Source organism: Vibrio splendidus, assembly GCF_001557875.1.
Taxonomy (GTDB): Bacteria; Pseudomonadota; Gammaproteobacteria; order Enterobacterales; family Vibrionaceae; genus Vibrio; species Vibrio splendidus_F.
The window spans coordinates 205,875-225,060 of record NZ_LNRF01000008.1; the positions used below are offsets into that span (position 1 = coordinate 205,875).

18 protein-coding genes and 1 pseudogene are annotated in these 19,186 nt (G+C 40.8%); 4 read left to right on the forward strand and 15 right to left on the reverse strand.

What is annotated here, in order from left to right; genetic code table 11:
• Positions 1–96: 96 nt before the first annotated feature.
• Both ATB74_RS17870 and ATB74_RS17875 read right to left on the reverse strand, forming a co-directional pair.
• On the reverse strand, positions 97–2,415 hold the full coding sequence (locus tag ATB74_RS17870; RefSeq protein WP_061019314.1) for an ATP-binding protein: 2,319 nt from the start codon (positions 2,413–2,415) through the stop codon (positions 97–99).
• Positions 2,416–2,431: 16 nt separating this feature from the next.
• Positions 2,432–2,740: an Hpt domain-containing protein gene (locus ATB74_RS17875; protein WP_061019315.1), complete on the reverse strand. Its 309-nt coding sequence runs from the start codon at positions 2,738–2,740 to the stop codon at positions 2,432–2,434.
• A gap of 192 nt (positions 2,741–2,932) precedes the next feature.
• On the opposite strand from ATB74_RS17875, the gene ATB74_RS17880 reads away from it, so the two are divergent.
• The 3 genes from ATB74_RS17880 (at position 2,933) to ATB74_RS17890 (ending at position 4,506) form a co-directional block, all read left to right on the forward strand.
• Positions 2,933–3,526: a TfoX/Sxy family DNA transformation protein gene (locus ATB74_RS17880; RefSeq protein WP_279626303.1), complete on the forward strand. Its 594-nt coding sequence runs from the start codon at positions 2,933–2,935 to the stop codon at positions 3,524–3,526.
• 322 nt (positions 3,527–3,848) lie between these two features.
• The gene (locus tag ATB74_RS17885; RefSeq protein ID WP_061019317.1) at positions 3,849–4,091 is read left to right on the forward strand and encodes a hypothetical protein; all 243 of its coding nucleotides are present in this window, start codon (positions 3,849–3,851) and stop codon (positions 4,089–4,091) included.
• 121 nt (positions 4,092–4,212) lie between these two features.
• Positions 4,213–4,506, forward strand: a complete 294-nt coding sequence (locus tag ATB74_RS17890) for a winged helix-turn-helix domain-containing protein (protein ID WP_061019333.1) — start codon at positions 4,213–4,215, stop codon at positions 4,504–4,506.
• A gap of 31 nt (positions 4,507–4,537) precedes the next feature.
• Here the strand turns inward: ATB74_RS17890 and ATB74_RS17895 are convergent, their stop codons facing one another.
• Positions 4,538–4,795 carry a hypothetical protein gene (locus tag ATB74_RS17895; RefSeq protein WP_228614421.1) on the reverse strand — a complete coding sequence of 86 codons (258 nt, stop codon included), beginning with the start codon at positions 4,793–4,795 and terminating at the stop codon, positions 4,538–4,540.
• Positions 4,796–5,005: 210 nt separating this feature from the next.
• Here ATB74_RS17895 and ATB74_RS17900 point away from each other — a divergent pair, with 210 nt between their 5' ends.
• Positions 5,006–6,148, forward strand: coding sequence for an RNA-directed DNA polymerase (locus ATB74_RS17900; protein WP_244270926.1), 1,143 nt, complete (start codon positions 5,006–5,008; stop codon positions 6,146–6,148).
• Between the two features lie 24 nt (positions 6,149–6,172).
• Here the strand turns inward: ATB74_RS17900 and ATB74_RS24160 are convergent, their stop codons facing one another.
• From ATB74_RS24160 to ATB74_RS17955, 12 genes and pseudogenes are all read right to left on the reverse strand, one after another.
• Positions 6,173–6,313, reverse strand: coding sequence for a hypothetical protein (locus tag ATB74_RS24160; RefSeq protein ID WP_155645154.1), 141 nt, complete (start codon positions 6,311–6,313; stop codon positions 6,173–6,175).
• Between the two features lie 192 nt (positions 6,314–6,505).
• Positions 6,506–6,997, reverse strand: a complete 492-nt coding sequence (locus tag ATB74_RS17905; protein WP_061019318.1) for a hypothetical protein — start codon at positions 6,995–6,997, stop codon at positions 6,506–6,508.
• Positions 6,998–7,092: 95 nt separating this feature from the next.
• Positions 7,093–9,672 carry an Ig-like domain-containing protein gene (locus ATB74_RS17910; protein WP_061019319.1) on the reverse strand — a complete coding sequence of 860 codons (2,580 nt, stop codon included), beginning with the start codon at positions 9,670–9,672 and terminating at the stop codon, positions 7,093–7,095.
• A gap of 201 nt (positions 9,673–9,873) precedes the next feature.
• Positions 9,874–10,542: a hypothetical protein gene (locus tag ATB74_RS17915; protein ID WP_155645155.1), complete on the reverse strand. Its 669-nt coding sequence runs from the start codon at positions 10,540–10,542 to the stop codon at positions 9,874–9,876.
• Between the two features lie 442 nt (positions 10,543–10,984).
• The gene (locus ATB74_RS17920; protein ID WP_061019321.1) at positions 10,985–12,016 is read right to left on the reverse strand and encodes an OmpA family protein; all 1,032 of its coding nucleotides are present in this window, start codon (positions 12,014–12,016) and stop codon (positions 10,985–10,987) included.
• Positions 12,017–12,212: 196 nt separating this feature from the next.
• The gene (locus ATB74_RS17925) at positions 12,213–13,010 is read right to left on the reverse strand and encodes a LysM peptidoglycan-binding domain-containing protein (protein ID WP_061019322.1); all 798 of its coding nucleotides are present in this window, start codon (positions 13,008–13,010) and stop codon (positions 12,213–12,215) included.
• Between the two features lies 1 nt (position 13,011).
• Positions 13,012–14,043 carry a hypothetical protein gene (locus tag ATB74_RS17930; RefSeq protein ID WP_061019323.1) on the reverse strand — a complete coding sequence of 344 codons (1,032 nt, stop codon included), beginning with the start codon at positions 14,041–14,043 and terminating at the stop codon, positions 13,012–13,014.
• Positions 14,043–14,765 (reverse strand): hypothetical protein, encoded by a 723-nt coding sequence (locus ATB74_RS17935; RefSeq protein WP_061019324.1) that lies wholly within the window; start codon positions 14,763–14,765, stop codon positions 14,043–14,045. Before ATB74_RS17935 ends, ATB74_RS17930 begins: the two co-directional genes overlap by 1 nt.
• 10 nt (positions 14,766–14,775) lie before the next feature.
• A complete protein-coding gene (locus ATB74_RS17940; protein WP_081090142.1) occupies positions 14,776–17,526 on the reverse strand; it encodes a TcfC E-set like domain-containing protein in 2,751 nt (916 codons plus the stop codon).
• Positions 17,526–18,041 carry a hypothetical protein gene (locus ATB74_RS17945; RefSeq protein WP_061019325.1) on the reverse strand — a complete coding sequence of 172 codons (516 nt, stop codon included), beginning with the start codon at positions 18,039–18,041 and terminating at the stop codon, positions 17,526–17,528. The genes ATB74_RS17940 and ATB74_RS17945 overlap by 1 nt, the downstream gene beginning before the upstream one ends.
• A gap of 69 nt (positions 18,042–18,110) precedes the next feature.
• Positions 18,111–18,629, reverse strand: coding sequence for a hypothetical protein (locus ATB74_RS17950; protein WP_061019326.1), 519 nt, complete (start codon positions 18,627–18,629; stop codon positions 18,111–18,113).
• Positions 18,630–19,013: 384 nt separating this feature from the next.
• Positions 19,014–19,186 (reverse strand): annotated as a pseudogene (locus ATB74_RS17955) (IS5/IS1182 family transposase); the annotation flags it as partial.

Sequence of the window (19,186 nt, forward strand, 5' to 3'; positions counted from 1 at the left end):
GTAATGCCCTTAACTCTCAGAAAAACAGATGAAAGTAACGAGTGAAGTTCTGAAGATGGCTAACCCTCAGAATATAGGTAAGAGTATTTAACTAAGTTAGCAAGTACTACCTGATAGCGCGCACTGAAGCTTTAGCTTTAAATCGCTCGGATCGAGCGGTTTGGTTAGATAACACGAAAAATATTGGTTCATTCGAGACTCTTCTTGAATGGTGGCTCGTGCCGTAACGGCAATTATAGGTAACGATGGCTTAAGCTTTTCCAACTCAGAAGCAAGCTCAATACCATCCATAACCGGCATAGAAATATCCGCAAGTACAACATCAAAGTCATGTTCAGTAGCGAGCGCTAAACCCTCCAAACCATCATTCGCGGTCATGCATTCAAAACCCAGCGCGTTTAAATGAAACTCTAGAATTTCTCGGTTAAACTCAACATCATCAACGATCAGAGCTTTTTTATTTGTGCAGTCTAGTCCCTGCCCAATATTATCTATTTGCTCTACAACTCCGTTAGAACATTCAAAAACATTCATAACTTCTAGCGCTGGAAGTGCAATAACAAAAGTACTGCTTACGCCAAGCTTACTTTCAACCCGCAACGTGCCGTTCATTAACTCGACAATCGTTTTAGTGATAGCCAACCCCAAACCAAAACCAAACTGTTGGTCATCTCTATTGACCTGTTCAAAACCATTAAACACCGTATCCAATTTATCTGTGGGAATACCGCACCCCGTATCAGTTACTGAGATATTGAACACTTTATCGTCGGTCGAAACTTCTATTGTCACGCCCCCCTTGTTTGTAAACTTCAATGCATTCGAAACTAAATTACTAATCGCTTGTTTTATACGAAGCTCATCAATCAGCAATGTTGTCGAAGCATCGACATTGCTGAAAATATCAAGCGATAATTGCTTAGACTCGCTAAGGGGCAAAAACGTATTTTCAATTTCGCGAAGTAAACTCATTACCGACAGGCATTTAGGGTTTAATGAATAGCTTGCTGCTTTTACTCTTTCAAAATCCAATAGATCATTCACAATACCTAAAATGGTATTGCTCGCACTCGAAATACCGTTCAACTGATGGCTATGTGCGTCAAAATGCTTGCTGTGAGCCAACATATGCGTATAACCAATAATCGCGTTCAGTGGAGTGCGAACCTCATGGGACACATTTGAAAGCAGCACCGATTTCTGTTTATTCGCCTCACTGGCTTCGAGGGCAGCTACCTCATACTGTTTCGTTCGCTCTTCGACTTCATATTCAAGCCCTTCAATTAAATTTTGAATCTGGCCCCCAGCCTCAGAATAAGCCTTAGAAAGCTGCTCAATTTCATCTCCATTACTATGAACCACATGTGTGGCTTTATTAAAATCACGCTGCTTTAGATATTGAGCTTGTGCGATCAATTTAGAAACCGGAATGAGCAACTTATTAACCGCAATTGAATTAATAACTAAGAATAGCCCAAGCAAAATGATATAGGCGAGCAACAAACTTTTTAATAACGAGTTGTCTCCAGACAAAACTAGCTCTTTGGTGATCACATAACTAGAACGAATCACATGTTCTGGCGTGACTAAAATCAACTTCCATTTTGTCACACTATTTTTCACGAAGGTAACATTATAAACACCGCTTAAGCTAGTAACAGTAAAACTCCCCGTATCATGGGACATAATATAATTCACGGCACTTTTCCTAACCTCCTGGTCAAAAACGATCGTTGACATCAACAGCTCAGTGCTTTGTTTTAAATTCGTAGCAACGAGCTTGCCACTGTCATCAACTAAAAAATATCGATATTGGAAAACATCGAGCATATTCTCAAACATTAATGAACGAGAGAAGTAGTCTAAATCAATGTCAAACCTTAACAAAGACTCATTCCAACCTTTTGGTTTGATATAAATAGAAAAATTGCTGACAATTCCACCTTCTACCTCTTTATCAATATATAAACCTTTATATTGATACATTTGACTAAGATCAACGAAAACTGAGCGGCTTACAATATCATTTTCGATGATAGAGACTTCTTGACTGCGGTTAGTTTCAATAAACCGTATCTCTTTTATAAAGGGCTTAAGCTTAGTGTTAATATAAGCCAGTTGTTTATTACGCAATGCCTCGTTTTGCGACTCATTGCCAACATCATGAGCAAAATCGACCGCTACATGCACCACTTCCTCAGTGATCAGCTCAACCTCTTTATCAAGGCCTACACTTTGAGCTTTCACAAAGGCAAACAGAAGCTTTTTGTTATTCCCAGTAATGCTATCCTTTATCTCTTCAAATTGGTTTTGTGAAGAACTCTGAACAATTTCGCTAGCGAAGTACGTAAGCAATGCAACAAATAGAACCAATATTATTGCATTGACGAAAATGATTTTATTTTTAAAAGACATGTTTCTATTCTCCAACTTAAGCTTCACAAAGGTGAATCATTGCGTTAGACATATCCATCAAAATTTTCTTTCCGGCACTTTCATTAATTACTACGTCGTAATGCTCCAACTTCAGGCAGATTCTTGCAATCTCCATAGCCCCGCAAGATAACGCAATGCCTTTAACTTTATGGGCGAGTTCTCGATTGGACTCACGTCCTTGAAAAATATCATCACTAACCTTGTGTAAACTCCTAATGGCAATCTGACGAAATCTAACTCCAATATCCGATTGAAAGTTACAACCCGTCGCCATAAGAAATACATTTGTGTCGATGCTATACATACCTAATTCTCTCACCTTCATGACACCCTAAATTTTGAACGCCTGTCACAAAACTGATATGGCAGATGGAGAATAAAAATAACCAATATGCCCAATGGCATTGTCTATTTTTTAAGTTGGCTTATGCCATATTCACCAGGGGGGGATATTTGGAAAATAGATCACACTATTTACAATTATCGAGTGAAAATAATGGCACACCTTTTCAGACAGACTTTTAGACGCTTGGAACAACTAGGGCGGGTGTCTATAAAACAAATATTTGGCCTTACTGCCTTCTATGTAGATAACGTTTTGCTCGTTCTACATAAAAGTGGGGAACTGTACCTCAGAGGAACATCGGCACAAGAAAGCTACTTTATTTACAAAGGCTACCCCAAGGTGAATGCAGGTACACTGGGGGTAAGCCAAAATGCGGATTACTACAAGCTGCCAGCAAACCCTTGGAGCAAGTATTCTTTGACTCTATGCGAAGCAGAAGTCGCGCTAGACCAAATAAAAAGATCACGTAGCAGTTACCTTTCTGTTCCCAAAAGGCTCAAAGACTTACCCAACATGCGATTTTCAACAGAACAACTTCTTGAGAAAGCGGGCATAAACTCCATTGAGAAACTCAGAAGTCTAGGTACGATTGGTGCTGTAAAGGCTATCCAACAACATACCTGCCATAAGCCAACCATCGAGTTAATTTGGTCGTTAGAGGGTGCGATCCAAGGTATACACCGTTCGCAACTGCCAACGAACCTAAAAAAAGCCTTGCGCACCCAAGTTCAAAGTTATTGTTAATACAAAGCTATCGTTATGTAAATTCCAAACGCGGTTAGTTTTATACCATGGCTATTAAGCTAGGGTTTATTAGCTAAACCGCCTGTCCTTAAGTGATTTCCCTCAAGCTGAATCTTGTTAACTTAGCGTACCCATTCACTTAATAGTTCGCTCCGTTTTAATTCGCATTGCCTTCCTTTATTTTGGTTTCCTATTATCTCTTCGGTTTAAATTCACAATTCAATCTCCAATACAACTCAATTTATAACTATTTATTTTACAATCTGCCCCACTGGCACCAAACTAGGCATATCAACAAAACATCTAAACAAGGTGCTTAAATATGCGTTCGTTACTCTTTGCTTCAACAGCAGTATTATCAACTATTGTCTCTTTTCAATCGGCTGCCGCAAATGTCTCTGTGCGCTGGACAGGGAAAGTTCCGACTTCTGACTGCGCCTCAAACCCTATTAGCAACCAAGTCGCGTTCAACTCACTAAGTGAACGCTGCAAGCTAGAGCTCAAACAAAGTGAAACAACCACGACGACCAAAAAAGAGAACAAGATGGTCTCATTTGACCTGTAATTCAAAATAATAAGCCATTAGGTAGGCATAACATCCCGTTTAATATTCAATCCGACCTTGTCTGTAAGTACAGCAGAGAAATAATACAGGTACGATGATTAAACTTGTTGGTTGTTTGTTTATGAAAATCACTTTGCATTACGGTTCGCTCAGGCTCTCTATTGAGGGTTGTCCCACAATAAAAACCATTCAACTCACACTCAGCGAGTTTTTAGTTCTCGAAGAGTTGCTCGCTCATCAAGGGCAACATTTAACAAAACACCACCTGCTCAAAGCCGGTTGGCCCAATTCGTACGTTTGTAATAATGCATTGAATATGGTGATCATGTCTTTAAGAAAGAAGCTTCTTAGGCTAGGTGGATGGATTGAAATCAGTACTATTCATAGAGTGGGCTATAGTCTACATATAAATTGACGATATATGTGTTTTGCCGTGAGTTTGCGCGCTATCCCCCTAAAAACCAACGTCGCCAACCCACAACTTGTCTTTGAATATTCCCGATACATTCAGTCAACACAGCCAGTCCGCCGTGAGACAAAAACTTCATTTCCCAAGCTAATAACAGCAGTGCCGAGATAGTTTCTAGCGAAGCATTAACCTCCATCAGCAACTTTGCAGCCCGCTCTTTTCCAACCGTTGTTGACTTGCTTTGTAAATTCGCTAGCACTACGTTACGAATCGCGGACGTTATTTCCTTAAGCAATTGCTCACCAGTTGTAAACCGAAATGCTCTGGGAAAATGCTTATGTTGGTTCCAATATAACTTATACAATTTCTGTAAGTCATAGTATATTCGATTATGTTTAAAAGGTTGCCCCATCATTATCCCTCCTCAATTCGTCACAAACTTGTCTCTGAGTTACTCCGTAGTGCGCAACTTGCAGGTCGTAGCCAACAAAAGGCCACACAGACATTGCAGTTACCAACACACTGCCACGAGCTCTGTCATGCCATACTTAGCGGCACCTATAGCCCTGAACCCTACCAACACTTCGCCGTTACCGAACCGAAACTCAGAGAGATTTACGCTCCTTCATTCAAAGACCGTATTGTTCAAATGTGGGTGTGTAGTCATTTAACTCCACTAATGGAAAAGCGTTTTATTGACGACACTTACGCAAACCGCAAAGGTAAAGGAACCTACGCGGCTATAGAAAAAAGCCAAAAATTAATGCGGCAACCAAAGCACCAATGGGCTATGTCGTTAGATATATACAGCTATTTTAACCAGATAGATAAATCCCTTTTACTCAATAAAATAGAACGGCTTATTGCCAATGCCACCATTCACTCACTTAAACAACGTTGCCTTATTGAAGTAACCAAGAAAATTATTACTCATGATACCGCACGTGAAGCTCTTACCCGAACCGGGGATCAGTCTCTTTTGCACGCCATCCCGAAACATAAACGGCTTATTCACAGCCCAAAAGGAACAGGCCTGCCGATAGGGAGCGTTACAAGCCAATTAATGGGCAATTATTACCTCAACGACCTAGATCATTTTATTAAGCACGAGTTAAAAGTAAAAGGTTACGTGCGTTATATGGATGACCTATTTTTACTTGCCGACTCTCCTAAGACCTTACGATTCTGGCAGCAAGAAATTAAGTATTACCTTAAAGAACACTTAAAGCTTAAACTGCACCCAACTAAGGTTCGCCTTGATAAAGTTACACATGGTTTTGACTACTTGGGTTATCGCATTTATGGACACCACAAATTTATACGCCAATCTACAGTACAATCGCTCAAGCAACGATTGTGTTACTTTCGTTCTTTACTTGAGCCAAATAAAACGTTTTCAAACGTGCATCCACCCGAGCGAGGTCAATGGCAACGATGGTACCGAGCAGGCAACACGCCCCCATTAGGGCTTCCTTTATATCGCGCAATGCTAAGCACGATTAATAGTTATTACGGGTTATTAAGCCATGCTAACCACTGCAGATTACGTAAGTCGCTTTACCATCATCACTTCGGTGAATTAAAAACACTCTTTATTCCTGCGAATGCAAACTATACCAGTGTTAAACTCCGTTCTTGCCATTTTTGATAAGGCGACACCGCTGAGTATATGTCAGCCTGATACGCACGAGGCGTAGTTCTGATTGGATGGGTTGTTGCTGTTGACGTTGCCATTGTTGAGGTTCACGTTGTAGTAGTTGGAACCATTAGGCGTCGACGACCAGTAGTTGTTGTTGGTCGCCCAACCCTTCACGTTTGCACTTATTGTTTATACGGAGTGTTGCCTTTCGACTTGCTCCCCTTTATTACCTTTTAAGGCCATAAGTGCCGATAACATACCAGGGCCCGCTCACCAATGCCTTAACAAAGGTGTTCTCTAGGCGCAGCAAAGCTGCTATGTTCCCTGTTTTTATAGAGTGTCACCTTATCAAAAATATTACTGAGGTTATCTCTCAGTCCAACGAATAACATCAAACAGCAACTTACCCTCGGGGTTAGAGGTGTCCGGTGTGCATTCGTCTAACTGGCGTACTAACCATTGTGGCATCCAAACTTTAGAGAAACTGTTATCTGTTTTTAGTCTGGGATTTAAGTCAGACCGTCCATGTGCGGGTAAGTCGTTTTTGTGCGATAGATACCACTCTTCCCAATTAGACATATCGGCACAAAAATCAATACTGATGACGCCTTTTTTGTCAGGATACACGCCTATTTTCGCAAGGCTACTTGCGGGTAACCCACCCGATAGAACACATTGTGAACCGATTTTTTTCACCACTTTAGCCGAGACTTTTAAAGCAGGCAAAGAGGGGCGAGTTTCCACCCACTGCTGCCATGCGTAGAGCGCTTGGTCATAAAAGCGAACAAATATGCCTTCATGAATACCGATAATTTTACCTTGTTGCTGACTCAGCTTGAGTTTTGTTTCAATATCCATCTCTATCCTTACTGAGTTTAAAAATAAACCTTTAATTTTTTAAAAAGAAAAAACGGCCCTGCGGGCCGCAAACTCTAAACGTTGAACGTTAAACCCTAAAAACCTGATACGCACGAGGCGTAGGTCTGAAAGGATGGGTAGCTGCTGCCGACGTGGCCATTGGTGAGGCGCACGTTGTAGTAGCGGGAACCATCAGGCGTCGACGACCAGTAGTAGTGGAAGGACGCCCAACCCTTCGCAGCAAACATATTTGAATAAGTGCTATAAAGACTCACCAACTCATCTTTCGTTGCTAAACGCCAATTACTCTTACCTAGGAGGTTAATGTTGTTATATTGAGTACAAAGTTGGTCGGCCTCAGAGTGATAGAAACGAGCAAACACACCGCCGCTAGGGCCTTCGCTACCAGACTCCGTGTAAGAAAGACTATACCCAGCGTAGTCTATAGCCTGTAAAAAGGGGACACTTGGGTTTCCGGTATACAGCTTTCCGCCGTTTTCCGCCACTTTGATGCAGTCACCCGCGGCGTTTGCTTTATCATCATCGCCGACTTGCCCCCCACAAACATGGGCATTAAACGTCACTTGGCTGGTTGAATCAGAAAGTATGCCATCTGTGGTGGTGTAAGAAGAGGTGACATCAAACGTCATTGTGGTTTTTGGTGTCTGGTATTTGGGATCCCATTTTACGCGGGATTTTTGCTCGCCCTGAGCATCGGTTTCTGTCGTCTCTACCTGCAAAAGGGGGGTGACTGTCTCCGACGTATCAGGGTGCTCGCCGCTACTTACCTCTGACGTAACCGAATAACCTTCTAGCGGGTTGTCATAGGCATCTTTCAGGGTTGCCGTTACCTGGTTACCTTCAACTGAGGTGTAATTAGCGTTGTTGATCGTCGCTTCCGATGTCACACCTGCGGTCTTTTCATCACCGATAAATGTTACTTCATGAGTTTGAGTCACACCGCCGACATCAAAAGTTACGGTCACCGTCTCAGCTTTCGTGCTGGTTAATGTAAACTCAGCAATACCTTGGCTATCGGTTGTTTGCGTCTCAGGATAAAGTGTTGCGTCAGCACCAGTGACCGATGCACTGATTTGCGTATCTGGCCTAACTTCATCGCCCAGTTTCAGCTCCACAGAGACCGTACCAACATCGGTACCATTCGCCACTACCTCTGTACTTGAGTCTGGTTGCACCTGAATCAAACCTTGCTTGAGACATGTCGCATAGTAATAGCCTGTCGGACTAAGGGCTCCCGTCTGAACGCTGCCACTGTCAGACAAGTCTACCCACTTAGCCTCTTCAGCCACATCGTCATAAGCAAGGTACGTGTATTCCGCAGGCCAATTGTGCAGAGTTTGCACATTGATGTTTGTTCCCATCTGCGAAAGTTCCTCTACCGTTGGCAGCGAAGCACCGCTTTGCTGACAATACTCTACCGCTGTTGGGTAACGCCCCCCTGCCATGTCGATTGCCGGCGAGTACCCTGTATCACTGAGTTTGGCATCGTAAGCTAGGCCTTGATTTGCTGCGTCAACCGCAGTAAGGGGCGCAGTAAACACATCCGCCAAATAAGGAATGTCTCCCCATTTACCTGACTGGTTTGGGTCTACAACCTCTACACGAATCAAACCCATATCATAAACGCCATTATGATCACTGACGGCAAAACTTATGTAGTGATAGCCCGGCTTTGATGCTTGAAAGACGATCTTTTTGTTCCCGGTGTTCAGCGGATCTTTAGAGGCTGCTTCGGCGTTGAATGTATTAACGTAAACTAATTGATAATCATCACCATCATCAGATGTTACAAATTCACTGATGTCGATTTCTATTTCCGTAGAGACGTTAACAGCATCGGGATATTCAATAGGATCATTAATCGTAAAGCCTTGGTTCGCCTCATAGCCTACTGCGATATCCAAAACACCCATTAATACTAAGCCGTTCCCTGAATCTTCGAAGGTATAGAGCACACGGTCAATGCCGGTAAAACCTTGCGGCGGTGTATATTCCAAGACCTGATCATCTGTATCATTTATTTTAACTGAACTAGAACGAGCGTACGGCAGTGTAAGCTCCGTTAATACAAACTCGTCACCTAATGTAAAGCCGACTTTATCCAGTTCACTTTTCAGTGAAATGCTCACATCTTCGTTAATCAGTGTTGTCGCGCTCACTGGAACCAATTCGGTTGAGCTAGGATCGCTACTTACCGCAATGCGTGCGATCGCAGAGTTCGAATCTTCTCCACTACTATTATCACTCATTGCCATTGGCGCTTCAGCCACACGCCCCATTGGCGACAATGTTCTAGGGGTCACATGATACCGATAATCACACACCTTGGTATCAGAGGCCTGAATTACAAACCCAGTTTCTGTCATACTTTCTACTTGGCAGCTATTATCGTTAGACAAGACCTCTACTTCACTCAGCGCAAAACCACCGCCAGTAGATGAAAAAACCTTTGATGATAGGTCAACTTCAAATAATTCTGAATAACCAGTTGAGTAAGTGGCATTTTGAGCTGAAACTGTTGCTAATTGAGTTTCAGAAGACTGCCCGGTACTACTTTCGCCGCCATCGCCGCCACACCCAACAAGACCAAGTGTTACTGCAAAAGCTAAGCTCGGACCTATACCGCACCTCAAGTTTTTATTTAAGTCGTTCATAGTTTTTCTCACTAATTTCTTCATACATTTTTAAATTTCATATTACCCTTGGCTAACAAAAACACATCAGGCATATGTTATTTTTTATAAATCAAAATGCCATATCTGTTATTTTTTAAATTTATCAAAGAGCAACCACCCCAAATTAAAATCAACCAGTTAAAATAGATATTTAATAATTTATAATATAATTAGCTACTCTTAGTGAATTAACTTTATTCCATTAGAGTAACTCTTATCATAAGACGTGACAGTCACATTAAGCTGCTCTCTTTGAACACCGCTCAATAGAGAAAACGTTTTATCTCTGCCTGACATAACAGTGAACTTTTGCTTACATTGCACATTATTATCGACGTTACATGAATTAACATCGACATAAATTAACGTATTACTCTTATTATCGATGCGTAAATCCTCACCTTGATTGTAAATATTATAATCAAAATTTGGCATTGTCGTTGGGATAATATAAACCGGTGAAAAACCATAGTTTATCTCGACGCCGTGAATATTCTCTCCCTCTTCTTTATGACGACTAGGAGTAAAAGGCAGCATAAACATCAAATCTTTGCTGTTATCGCAAGACATGTTGTGACATAAACTACGAATACCCACGTCTTTCTCTTCACCAGGTTTTAAAACTAACCTTGGATGCGTAAGAGATATTTTCCAATCATTCAGGTTATTTCTTGTATAACGATGGCGAACGATCTTGTCACCATCAACCACTTGAATTTCTTCTACTTTTCCATTAACAAAAATCGGGTGAGGCTCGTCATTAATAAGTGTCACGACACCATTGCCCTTTTGATCCGCGACGACTATCATTTTATCGACATTAAAAGCATTGGCTGCGGTAGAAGTCATTGCCGCACTAATTACGAATACTGTGAATAGATTAGATTTAATTCTCATGTTTCTCTCTACTAAAAATGATATATTTATTGATGTTACTCGTCTATTTTACTGAGTGCGTATATAACACCAAGCGCGAAAAGAATTAGTACATACATGTTTAAAATATTTGATCCGATCATTACTCCGCTCTCTTATATTTGACCTTCATGTATATAACTGAGGTATTAATTGGCATATTTACGAGCCCAACCGATAAAAGGTGAGTAGCTCGATTGGTGAGGAGTATCGCGCGTTCAGGTTTGAAGGTATTGGGCATTTCTCAATTTCTAAGATGCGGGATGCGGGATGCGGGATGCAAGGTGTCAAAAATGAAAAGATTATAAAATTTAAGATGCAGAAAACAGTAAAAAGGGCACAATTGTGCCCTTTGTATTTATGTCAACATAATCATCTAGTTATAAGCAAATCTGATATTAACGCGACGGTTTTTGGCACGTCCAGCATTAGTATTATTATCTGCGATTGGGTTGGTCTCGCCATCAGAAAAGACATTCATTCGATCACGACTAATCTGTGCGTTTTCAAGATATTGAGCAACACTACTTGCACGCTTTCCTGCTAGCTGCTTATTCAAAGTTTCCGAACCTTCATTGTCAGAATGGCCAACGATAATCACTTGCAACTCTTGCCTCTGTTTCATCAATTGAATGATTTTATCTACCTTAGAGGCCTGTACTTTTGATAACTCATAACTCGACACCGCAAACGAATCGATGCCAACGCTAGTAGGTAGCACTAAAGGTACTTTATTTGTATTTTCGACCTCTTCTGACTCTTCTTTTAGTTTGCTTTCAACAACGGTAGGTTCGATTAGTTGACTAGGGCGCTGACTCTCAATAACTTCATTCGATGTTTCCTTACCCAATCCAAATCGATATTTTAGCCCTAACAGTGCGCTGTGGTTATTAAACAACCCAATCGAAGGTGAGTTATCACCTACTTCGTGAACGTATTGGTAGCTAGAATTCACCTGCCAATGTCTTGAAATATTGTATGCTAAACCTAATTCACCCATTGGCGAAACGCCTGAGTCACTCTGCTTTCTGCCCGACTGATTGCTTTTATTGTCTAGATTCCAATATGCAGCACCGATTTTACCAAACGCAGACCATTGTTCTAAAAACACCCAGTCATAACGAACACCAGACTGGATGATACTTGTCTCAATGTCTGAGGCATTGTTGTTAGCATCAAAGGTGTCCCAATGTTGGTAACCGAGGTCAACGCTCCAGTTCTTGTTCCATTGATAGCCACCATAGATACCGAGAAGCCAACTGTCTTTCATCTCATCAACATCTTTAACTTCATCTGCAAAGTTATAGCCGGATTGTAGCCCGACAAATACATCGCTTTGATTTGGCTGAGCGTATGCGGTTGCTGATGATATTAATGCTGTACAGATAAATAAGTAATTTAATTTCATAATTCTACTTTCTAACTTGATGAATTGAAAGGTAAATTCTAGACAACCTTAAAGTAAACTAAATAGCATTCCTAAAATCGATTTTTAACAGGTGATATTTAGAGACAGTCAATGTTTTATATCTACGAAAAAAAAACACTGACCAAAATGGCAGTGTTTCTGTTTCAAGGAAGGAAATTTAATATAAACAGACAATTTACTCTAAACAGACAATTTTGGGATAAACTATTTTCTCACCAGGGTAAATAAGATTTAAATTACGGTTATAAAGGTATTGATTTGCTTCGACCAATTCATCCAATGAAATATCAAATGTTTTTGCTATTTTTAGTAAATGGTCGCTAGAAGCTACTCGGTATTCAATTAAACGCTGCTGACACGATGGGGCTTTCTTAATTGGGATAATAGCAGCCAATTGGGTTTCCGCCGTTGTTACTTGGGTCGGATCTTCAACAGGCTGTTCGACATTGGGCCTTGGATTAATATCTGAAAGGCCCTCTGCCGCTTCATTGCTTGAAAAACGATAAACCAATAATGCATTAAACGCGTATAGATCATCTTGTTGACGAACCAAATCAAAGACGCCTTGGTAACCAAAGTCGGCATACCAATTTTGACCCAAATGATACTTAAGACCAAGTGATGCCGTTAAATTGGTATCATCACTAGAAAGCGCCCCTCCGACTCCTGCATATAATGAAGCAAAATCACTAACAGGTAACAGTAAATCTGTTTCAATCATCACCGCTCGGAGGCTATCTATTCCAGGGTCAGAAAAGGCAGAAAAATCAGCATAGCCAAGTTCAAATAGTACGTTTTCATTAATGTTATATCCAACCGAAGCCTTGTAACCAACCGCTTCAGTCTGTCCCATGTTGTCATCAAATGCAGAAAGCGTCATGCCGCCACTCATCTGAATAGGCAGATCCTCTGCTGACGTACTAATGGATAAGACCACAGCGACAATCGATGTCATTAGGTTTATTTTTTTCATATTAAATACCAGGCTCCAACATGATCGTAACTTCATCAAAATAATCACCGGAAACAGCTGAGCTGCCCTCGATATCGTAATCAAAGTCCAACGTGAAGTTGATGCTTGTTTTCACTCCAGCACCTTCTGAAATAGCCGTGGTTTGATTCCTTAATTCCCCTTCATTGATTAAGTTACGAGGGTCACACTGAACGCAATTTATGCTATAAGGAATAACCACACCAGGGCTATTTGAATTAACCAATTCGTATGACTGTTGGGGCATGGTTAAAACAATTCCGTCATTAAAATAACCGTTCGCTGTGATATCAAATGACGTCGTCGATGTTATTCTTTTACCAATTGTGTCGTAGTCCGGCGTCATGACACCATCTCCACTTACAAAAACGCTGTCGAGTTGAACAGGCTGATAATCAAATGAAAACACCATCACTTCATTGATGTTACGATAAGTCATAATGCCGTCATTTTCGTAGTAGTAACGAATACTTATCGGTACTGAGGCAGAATATAGCCCCTCTGGTAGTCCACTTAATGCCGACACTATTTCACTTTCGTTAATATCGAAAATAGGTCTCAGGAAAATAAATGGGCTCGATTTTTGTTTATTAATCAATCGAACAGAAGAAACACAGTTCGCACCTTCAACAGTAACAATTGGTAATGACACTTCATCAACTGTGCACCCTCCACCCACCGTATTCGCTGACTGCGCAAATTCAATTCCAGTGGTATTATATTGAACTCCTGATATATGGACCGGTATAGCAGGCGAGGTATTCCCGTTCCCGCCAGTTAATGTCATCGAAGTTGGGGGGGTGCCCGAAAACGTCGCTGCCGCCCACGCTTCTGAAGCCTGCAGCATAGAAGGAGTTTCCCACTTACTTGGCAGCATTTTACCGTTGTAACGTGTCACATTGTCCCAGCGAACACCACCAGCCTTCACTTCCGCGCGAATTTCAAACGCTGCTTGAGCCATATTTGTCGTCATTAATGCAATAAATGCTGCAATATATAGGATACGTCCAGACATTAGATTTTTCCTCTCGTCACCGTTTCTTTCTTTGAATAGCTTTTGTCGTGAGATGTCACGGTGATGGTCAACTCGTTATTTTGCATAGTTTCAGTTAGAGGAAACGTCTTATTTCTTCCCGAGACAACAGTAAATTTTTGTTTGCATTGGGCTGTATTTACAGCGCTACATGCATCAACAAAAAAGTTGAGCATAGTATTACTTTTATTTTCGACTCTCAGGCTGCCACCGTTATTGGTCAATTCGTAAGCATAATTCGGCTGTGTTGTAGGAATAATATAAACGGGTGCGAATCCGTAATTAATTTCCACACCACTCACTACTTCATCAGGCCTGTATTTACTTGGAGAAAAAGACAACATAAACATCAAATCTTGCGAATTATCGCATGCAGCGTTGTGGCATAAACTACGTATGCCAACGTCTTTCTCTTCTCCGGGTTTCAAAACCAATTTCTGGTGAGTTAATGACACCTTCCAATCGTTTAAGTTGTCTCTTGTGTACTGTTTTTTTTCTACCTGCTCTCCGTCAACAATATTTATCTCATCAACCTTCGCTTGGACAAATATTGGTTGAGACTCGTCGTTGGTTAACGTAACGATACCGTTCCCTTTATCATCAGAGACAATAACCATTTTATCTACCGTAAAAGCTTGTACACTTATAGATAACAATATGGCGGTGAGTGATACTAAATTTAATAGAATTTTATTGGATTTCATTTCGCTCTCCTTAATTAGCTTGTGCGACAGGGTATGTAATGGCGTTGGTGCGATAAAATCGCTTTGCCAGCAATTTTAACTGATCGATATCTCTTTTATGAAGCGCTATTGTTTCCGCCATGTTTATAGATTCATGAGCTATATAGATTGCCTTAAACGAACCGACTTCTTTCTGAATAACTCGATAACCGTGTGACTCGAGCTTTTTAAGCGCTTTATTCAGTTGAGTCGAGCTTTCGTATGCACCTAAATACATCGCTTGTAGCCGTTCATCTGCATCAATCAAGTCTATCTGTTTGTCTTGAGCTATTGGCAAACAATAGTTTTGCCCAAAGTTCATCTGATTTGTTGAAGTAAACTCATAAGGCAATAAGCACTGGCTTTCTTTCGCTGACAATTCAAAGTCCATGCCTTCCAGTACAGTTACTCGATAAACACCATCGGCCATTTCATTAACTTCAATACAACCTTCTCCATGACACTCTACTTCTGTAATCGGTTGTTCTGAGATGTCATTAAAAGCACTGACGAACGAAACTATTCGACTGACTCTTGGCTCTATAGAAGCAACCGTTCCTGGGTGTGTAAACACGGTTACATTGCTATCACCAGAGTTATAAAGGTCAACGCTCTCTGAATCAAAATTCGCGCGATATTGACTATAAGATTCCAAAGGCACAATGGTTTCATCGCTATATACGATGAACTTACTGTTGTTTTTCCCTTCTTTTTTAAGAGAGAAGTAACCCTTCTCATCAAGCGCCTGCTCTGTGTTCTGCGACTGATGAATATCGACAAGCGTATAAGATGTTGCTGCTTTATCGGTAATATAAACACCGTCAGTTGTCACTATTTGTGTACTAGACAAACCTGCATTGATACCATTCGTGCCATTAGTTGACGTATGGGCGGAGGCGTTCATTCGAGCGTATTTAGTCGTGCCGCTTGTCGCCAATAATGCATCTTGATACATATCATCTTGTTGTCGATTGTAGGTGTTGCTCACCTCAAGCGACGTATTAAATGAGTCTGAGTCAATTAACTCATTTCGTCTTACGGTTGTTTTAAATTGATTAATGTCATCACTATCACTCGTCAGTCCCACGATGGTTTCTACGGTGTCTGACAACGGAACACTCCATAACAAATTAATTGATGTGTCGTCCGTTGCCTCAGAGTAATCGACGTTAATATTAACTCGAGAATCTAAAACTGTGGGCGTGCTGTAACCAACGGAAATAAACTGCTGTTCCTGTTCATCCGAGTTACCTAAATTGTCTAGCAGCTTGTCGTTATTAAGCGAGTAAACCGCATACACAGATTGCCCACCACGGAAGCTGTACGAAGAATTCAACGATAGACGTGAATAATCGGCATATCCGTACATATAAGAAGCAACTGGATCTCCAAGCTGATTATCTAAAGATTCGTAAGAGAGACTTAAATAAGGGATACCAATATTAGCGTTCAAGTGAGATGCATCTTCGAATTGGCTGTAAACGGCTTCGGTACTCAAATCCCAATCAATCAGATTATATGCACCACCAACGGAGTACATGGTGCCACTATCCGTTACCAATCCGCCCAAGCCTATTTGTAGTGAACGGGAGAGTTGGTAGTTAGCTAATGCCTTGCCAAAAACATCATCTTCAATGTTTTGAATGCCATGTTCCATGTAGTCGTAATGGCTTCCTGAAAACATACCGGCACTAGCAACGAAATCCACTTCCCCTTGAGTCAGAGAGTCACTTTTGGTGTTATATACTTGATAAGTCTGGGTATTGATAACTTGTCCACCACTCGTCACTTCCAGCACGACTTCATAGCGACCTGATGGTAACTTGCTGTAAGGAATTGAGTTTTGCCCTTCTGGTACGTTATCTTGAAAAATTAATCGACCATCGCGGGATACTTGTACTCCACCACTTGTTGGTGCATAAAAGCTTAAAACTTTATCGTTATTATGCCCACCTACTAGTAACTTTTTAGAGGTACCTACCGTAATCGAGTTTTGAGCAACACGAGCAGTGTTATTCAAGAAATCGGTAGAGTTAACCTCTGGCTCAAATTCAAAATGGCCCGCTTTCATTGAGTAAGAATCGACATCTAAGTGATACGCCGCTTCATACAATTCAGAACCGTTATCACTGTTATTTGCATTAAAATCCGTCTTGAGGTATCCGTAAGGCAGTCCAAGTGTCGTTTCATTATTTAAAGAAACGATTGAGTCTTGATCTTGATATTCACTCACGTACAGATCAAATGAATTGATTAACCCATTGTGCTGGCTCAGAGGCGAGTGGTATACCAGTTCCTCATCGATGTTCGAAAATGACAATGCCTGTGCGGATACAAAAACATAGACTTCTTGATCGTTATAGTTATGAACAATTTCAAATGTTTCTGGGTACAACTTACATTTATCGAGCTTACCTAAACACTCAGACTGATCTTGTATGCCAACCATTAATTGTTCTATGATTTTCTGCTGGTACTCAGCCGACACTGCATTATCATTTAAATAGTCAGATACCTGTGCGATCGCTTTTTTATTATCCGAGTCTAATTTTAACGTGTTAAACGACGTTAAAAATGGGATCGGTGAAGTAAGGGAACCATCTAAGTTACGCATACGGACCGTTGATTCTTTCAATTCAAACAGTTCTTCAAAACCTTCTGGAATATTTTGGCTATAACTTGAATAAGAATACAAAGGCATTAGCATTAAAATTGCCATTGTTGTGAGTTTGAACCTGAACATTATACATCTACCTCAATATTGAACTCTATCTCACCATTACATCTCTCCGGTTGGCCTGTTGTGGTGATATCTTTAAATGACTTAAAATTTAATACAATGTCATGCTCACTGTACTTATTATCGCCATCATTTAAATTGAAATTTAAAAAAGAGACGGATTCTCCCTCCGATATGCTTTGCCCATCAATCGTTAATTGAACGAAATCATCCTGAACATTGCTCACTCCAGAGTAGTCAGTACAAGTTGACGTATTTTTCGTCAACGTTGAAACATAAGGAATATCCGAAGACTCAAATGGAATATCTGTTTCAATTCTTAATGTGGTATTAACGTCATCAAACTTTGTTTTATCTTGCTTTGATGCTAACTCCAAAACTGCAGGAACAAACTCAACAGAAGTAATTGAGTTTGTATAAAGATTTCCTACGTCTAGGCTCGTGGTAATGTTAAGCACTTTAAAAGCGGCATCAGCATTCATACTTATGCAAGCCAATAGTATTAAGACTTTTTTCATATTAACTACCGTGCAGTAAGATAAGGCTCGTAATTATTACGAGCCTTTAAATCGGAAATTTCCTACAAATTAAACAAGGTCAGCCATAACCGTTAGCGACGCTTGTACAGTAGTTCCACCTACTTCAGCTTCAGGTAATACAGCAGTCTGCTTAATTTTAGTTGAAATAGTCTCTACACCAGGAACAACATCACCAACGACCACTGGTGCACCATTTACTTCAACTTCAACAGCTTGAGACGGGTTTGCGAGACCGTCAAAAGTTACTGATGCATCAACTAGAGTCCAGTTAGCTGAAGCTAGTGCACCTACAACAGGAATCTCGGCATCGGCATCACCATCATTTATGTGAGACTCAAGTACGATAGTATCTGATTCAAACACACCGTCTGAGCTTGCAGTGATAGCACCGTTAAGCGCTGTTGTATCACCTGCTAGGCCAGTGATAACAAGAGCATCTGATGCGCTAGTTGTTGGAACAATGCCGCTCCATAGAACAGTAGCATTTGAAGCTGCGTTAGCACCTGCGCTTGCTGCCATACCCATAAGAAGAACTGATGCTAGTACATTTTTTTTGAAATTAAACATTTTACTTTCCTTAAAATTAAATGGTTTATTATCCTTCTCTGCGCCAAAGAATATAAACTCTCTTCGCTGACCGGATGAGACGTATTATGTCCAATTGTTTGTAATTTGCATTGAGCAAATAAATTCCAAAGAAAGATAAAATGCCAACCATAGAAATTTATTACCACATTTAAGCCTGGTTAAGTAAGTCAAAAAAGATCCAAAGCTTTAGAGGGTAGGTTTGCATTATCCCCCTGTACTATTAGCTCCTCATTAGCTGCAGCCCATATTCTATTGTCAATGTTATCTTAATCGAATAAATATCTCCGTTATGACTTATTAATTCACACCGGCTTTGTTGTGTAATTAAATTTAAAGATAGAGGCACCCCGTTTCGCATTCTTTTTAGTCAATATGACAAGTTTCAGGCTTACCTGACCCAGTAAGCTTGTTCAACGCTTTTATCATCGCGTAAGTTTCACCCACCTGTGCATTGTAATTTCTTAAGCTCAGTTGCCCTCCTAGCAACTGTTTAACTCGATACATCGCTGTTTCTGAGAGTGAACGTTTGTGGTATC

Excerpts from the sequence above, each read along its gene's own strand:
- ATB74_RS17870 (WP_061019314.1), bottom strand. The coding sequence starts at position 2,415 with ATGTCTTTTAAAAATAAAATCATTTTCGTCAATGCAATAATATTGGTT.
- ATB74_RS17875 (WP_061019315.1), bottom strand. The coding sequence starts at position 2,740 with ATGTATAGCATCGACACAAATGTATTTCTTATGGCGACGGGTTGTAAC.
- ATB74_RS17880 (WP_279626303.1), top strand. The coding sequence starts at position 2,933 with ATGGCACACCTTTTCAGACAGACTTTTAGACGCTTGGAACAACTAGGG.
- ATB74_RS17885 (WP_061019317.1), top strand. The coding sequence starts at position 3,849 with ATGCGTTCGTTACTCTTTGCTTCAACAGCAGTATTATCAACTATTGTC.
- ATB74_RS17890 (WP_061019333.1), top strand. The coding sequence starts at position 4,213 with ATGAAAATCACTTTGCATTACGGTTCGCTCAGGCTCTCTATTGAGGGT.
- ATB74_RS17905 (WP_061019318.1), bottom strand. The coding sequence starts at position 6,997 with ATGGATATTGAAACAAAACTCAAGCTGAGTCAGCAACAAGGTAAAATT.
- ATB74_RS17910 (WP_061019319.1), bottom strand. The coding sequence starts at position 9,672 with ATGAACGACTTAAATAAAAACTTGAGGTGCGGTATAGGTCCGAGCTTA.
- ATB74_RS17915 (WP_155645155.1), bottom strand. The coding sequence starts at position 10,542 with ATGACTTCTACCGCAGCCAATGCTTTTAATGTCGATAAAATGATAGTC.
- ATB74_RS17920 (WP_061019321.1), bottom strand. The coding sequence starts at position 12,016 with ATGAAATTAAATTACTTATTTATCTGTACAGCATTAATATCATCAGCA.
- ATB74_RS17925 (WP_061019322.1), bottom strand. The coding sequence starts at position 13,010 with ATGAAAAAAATAAACCTAATGACATCGATTGTCGCTGTGGTCTTATCC.
- ATB74_RS17930 (WP_061019323.1), bottom strand. The coding sequence starts at position 14,043 with ATGTCTGGACGTATCCTATATATTGCAGCATTTATTGCATTAATGACG.
- ATB74_RS17935 (WP_061019324.1), bottom strand. The coding sequence starts at position 14,765 with ATGAAATCCAATAAAATTCTATTAAATTTAGTATCACTCACCGCCATA.
- ATB74_RS17940 (WP_081090142.1), bottom strand. The coding sequence starts at position 17,526 with ATGTTCAGGTTCAAACTCACAACAATGGCAATTTTAATGCTAATGCCT.
- ATB74_RS17945 (WP_061019325.1), bottom strand. The coding sequence starts at position 18,041 with ATGAAAAAAGTCTTAATACTATTGGCTTGCATAAGTATGAATGCTGAT.
- ATB74_RS17950 (WP_061019326.1), bottom strand. The coding sequence starts at position 18,629 with ATGTTTAATTTCAAAAAAAATGTACTAGCATCAGTTCTTCTTATGGGT.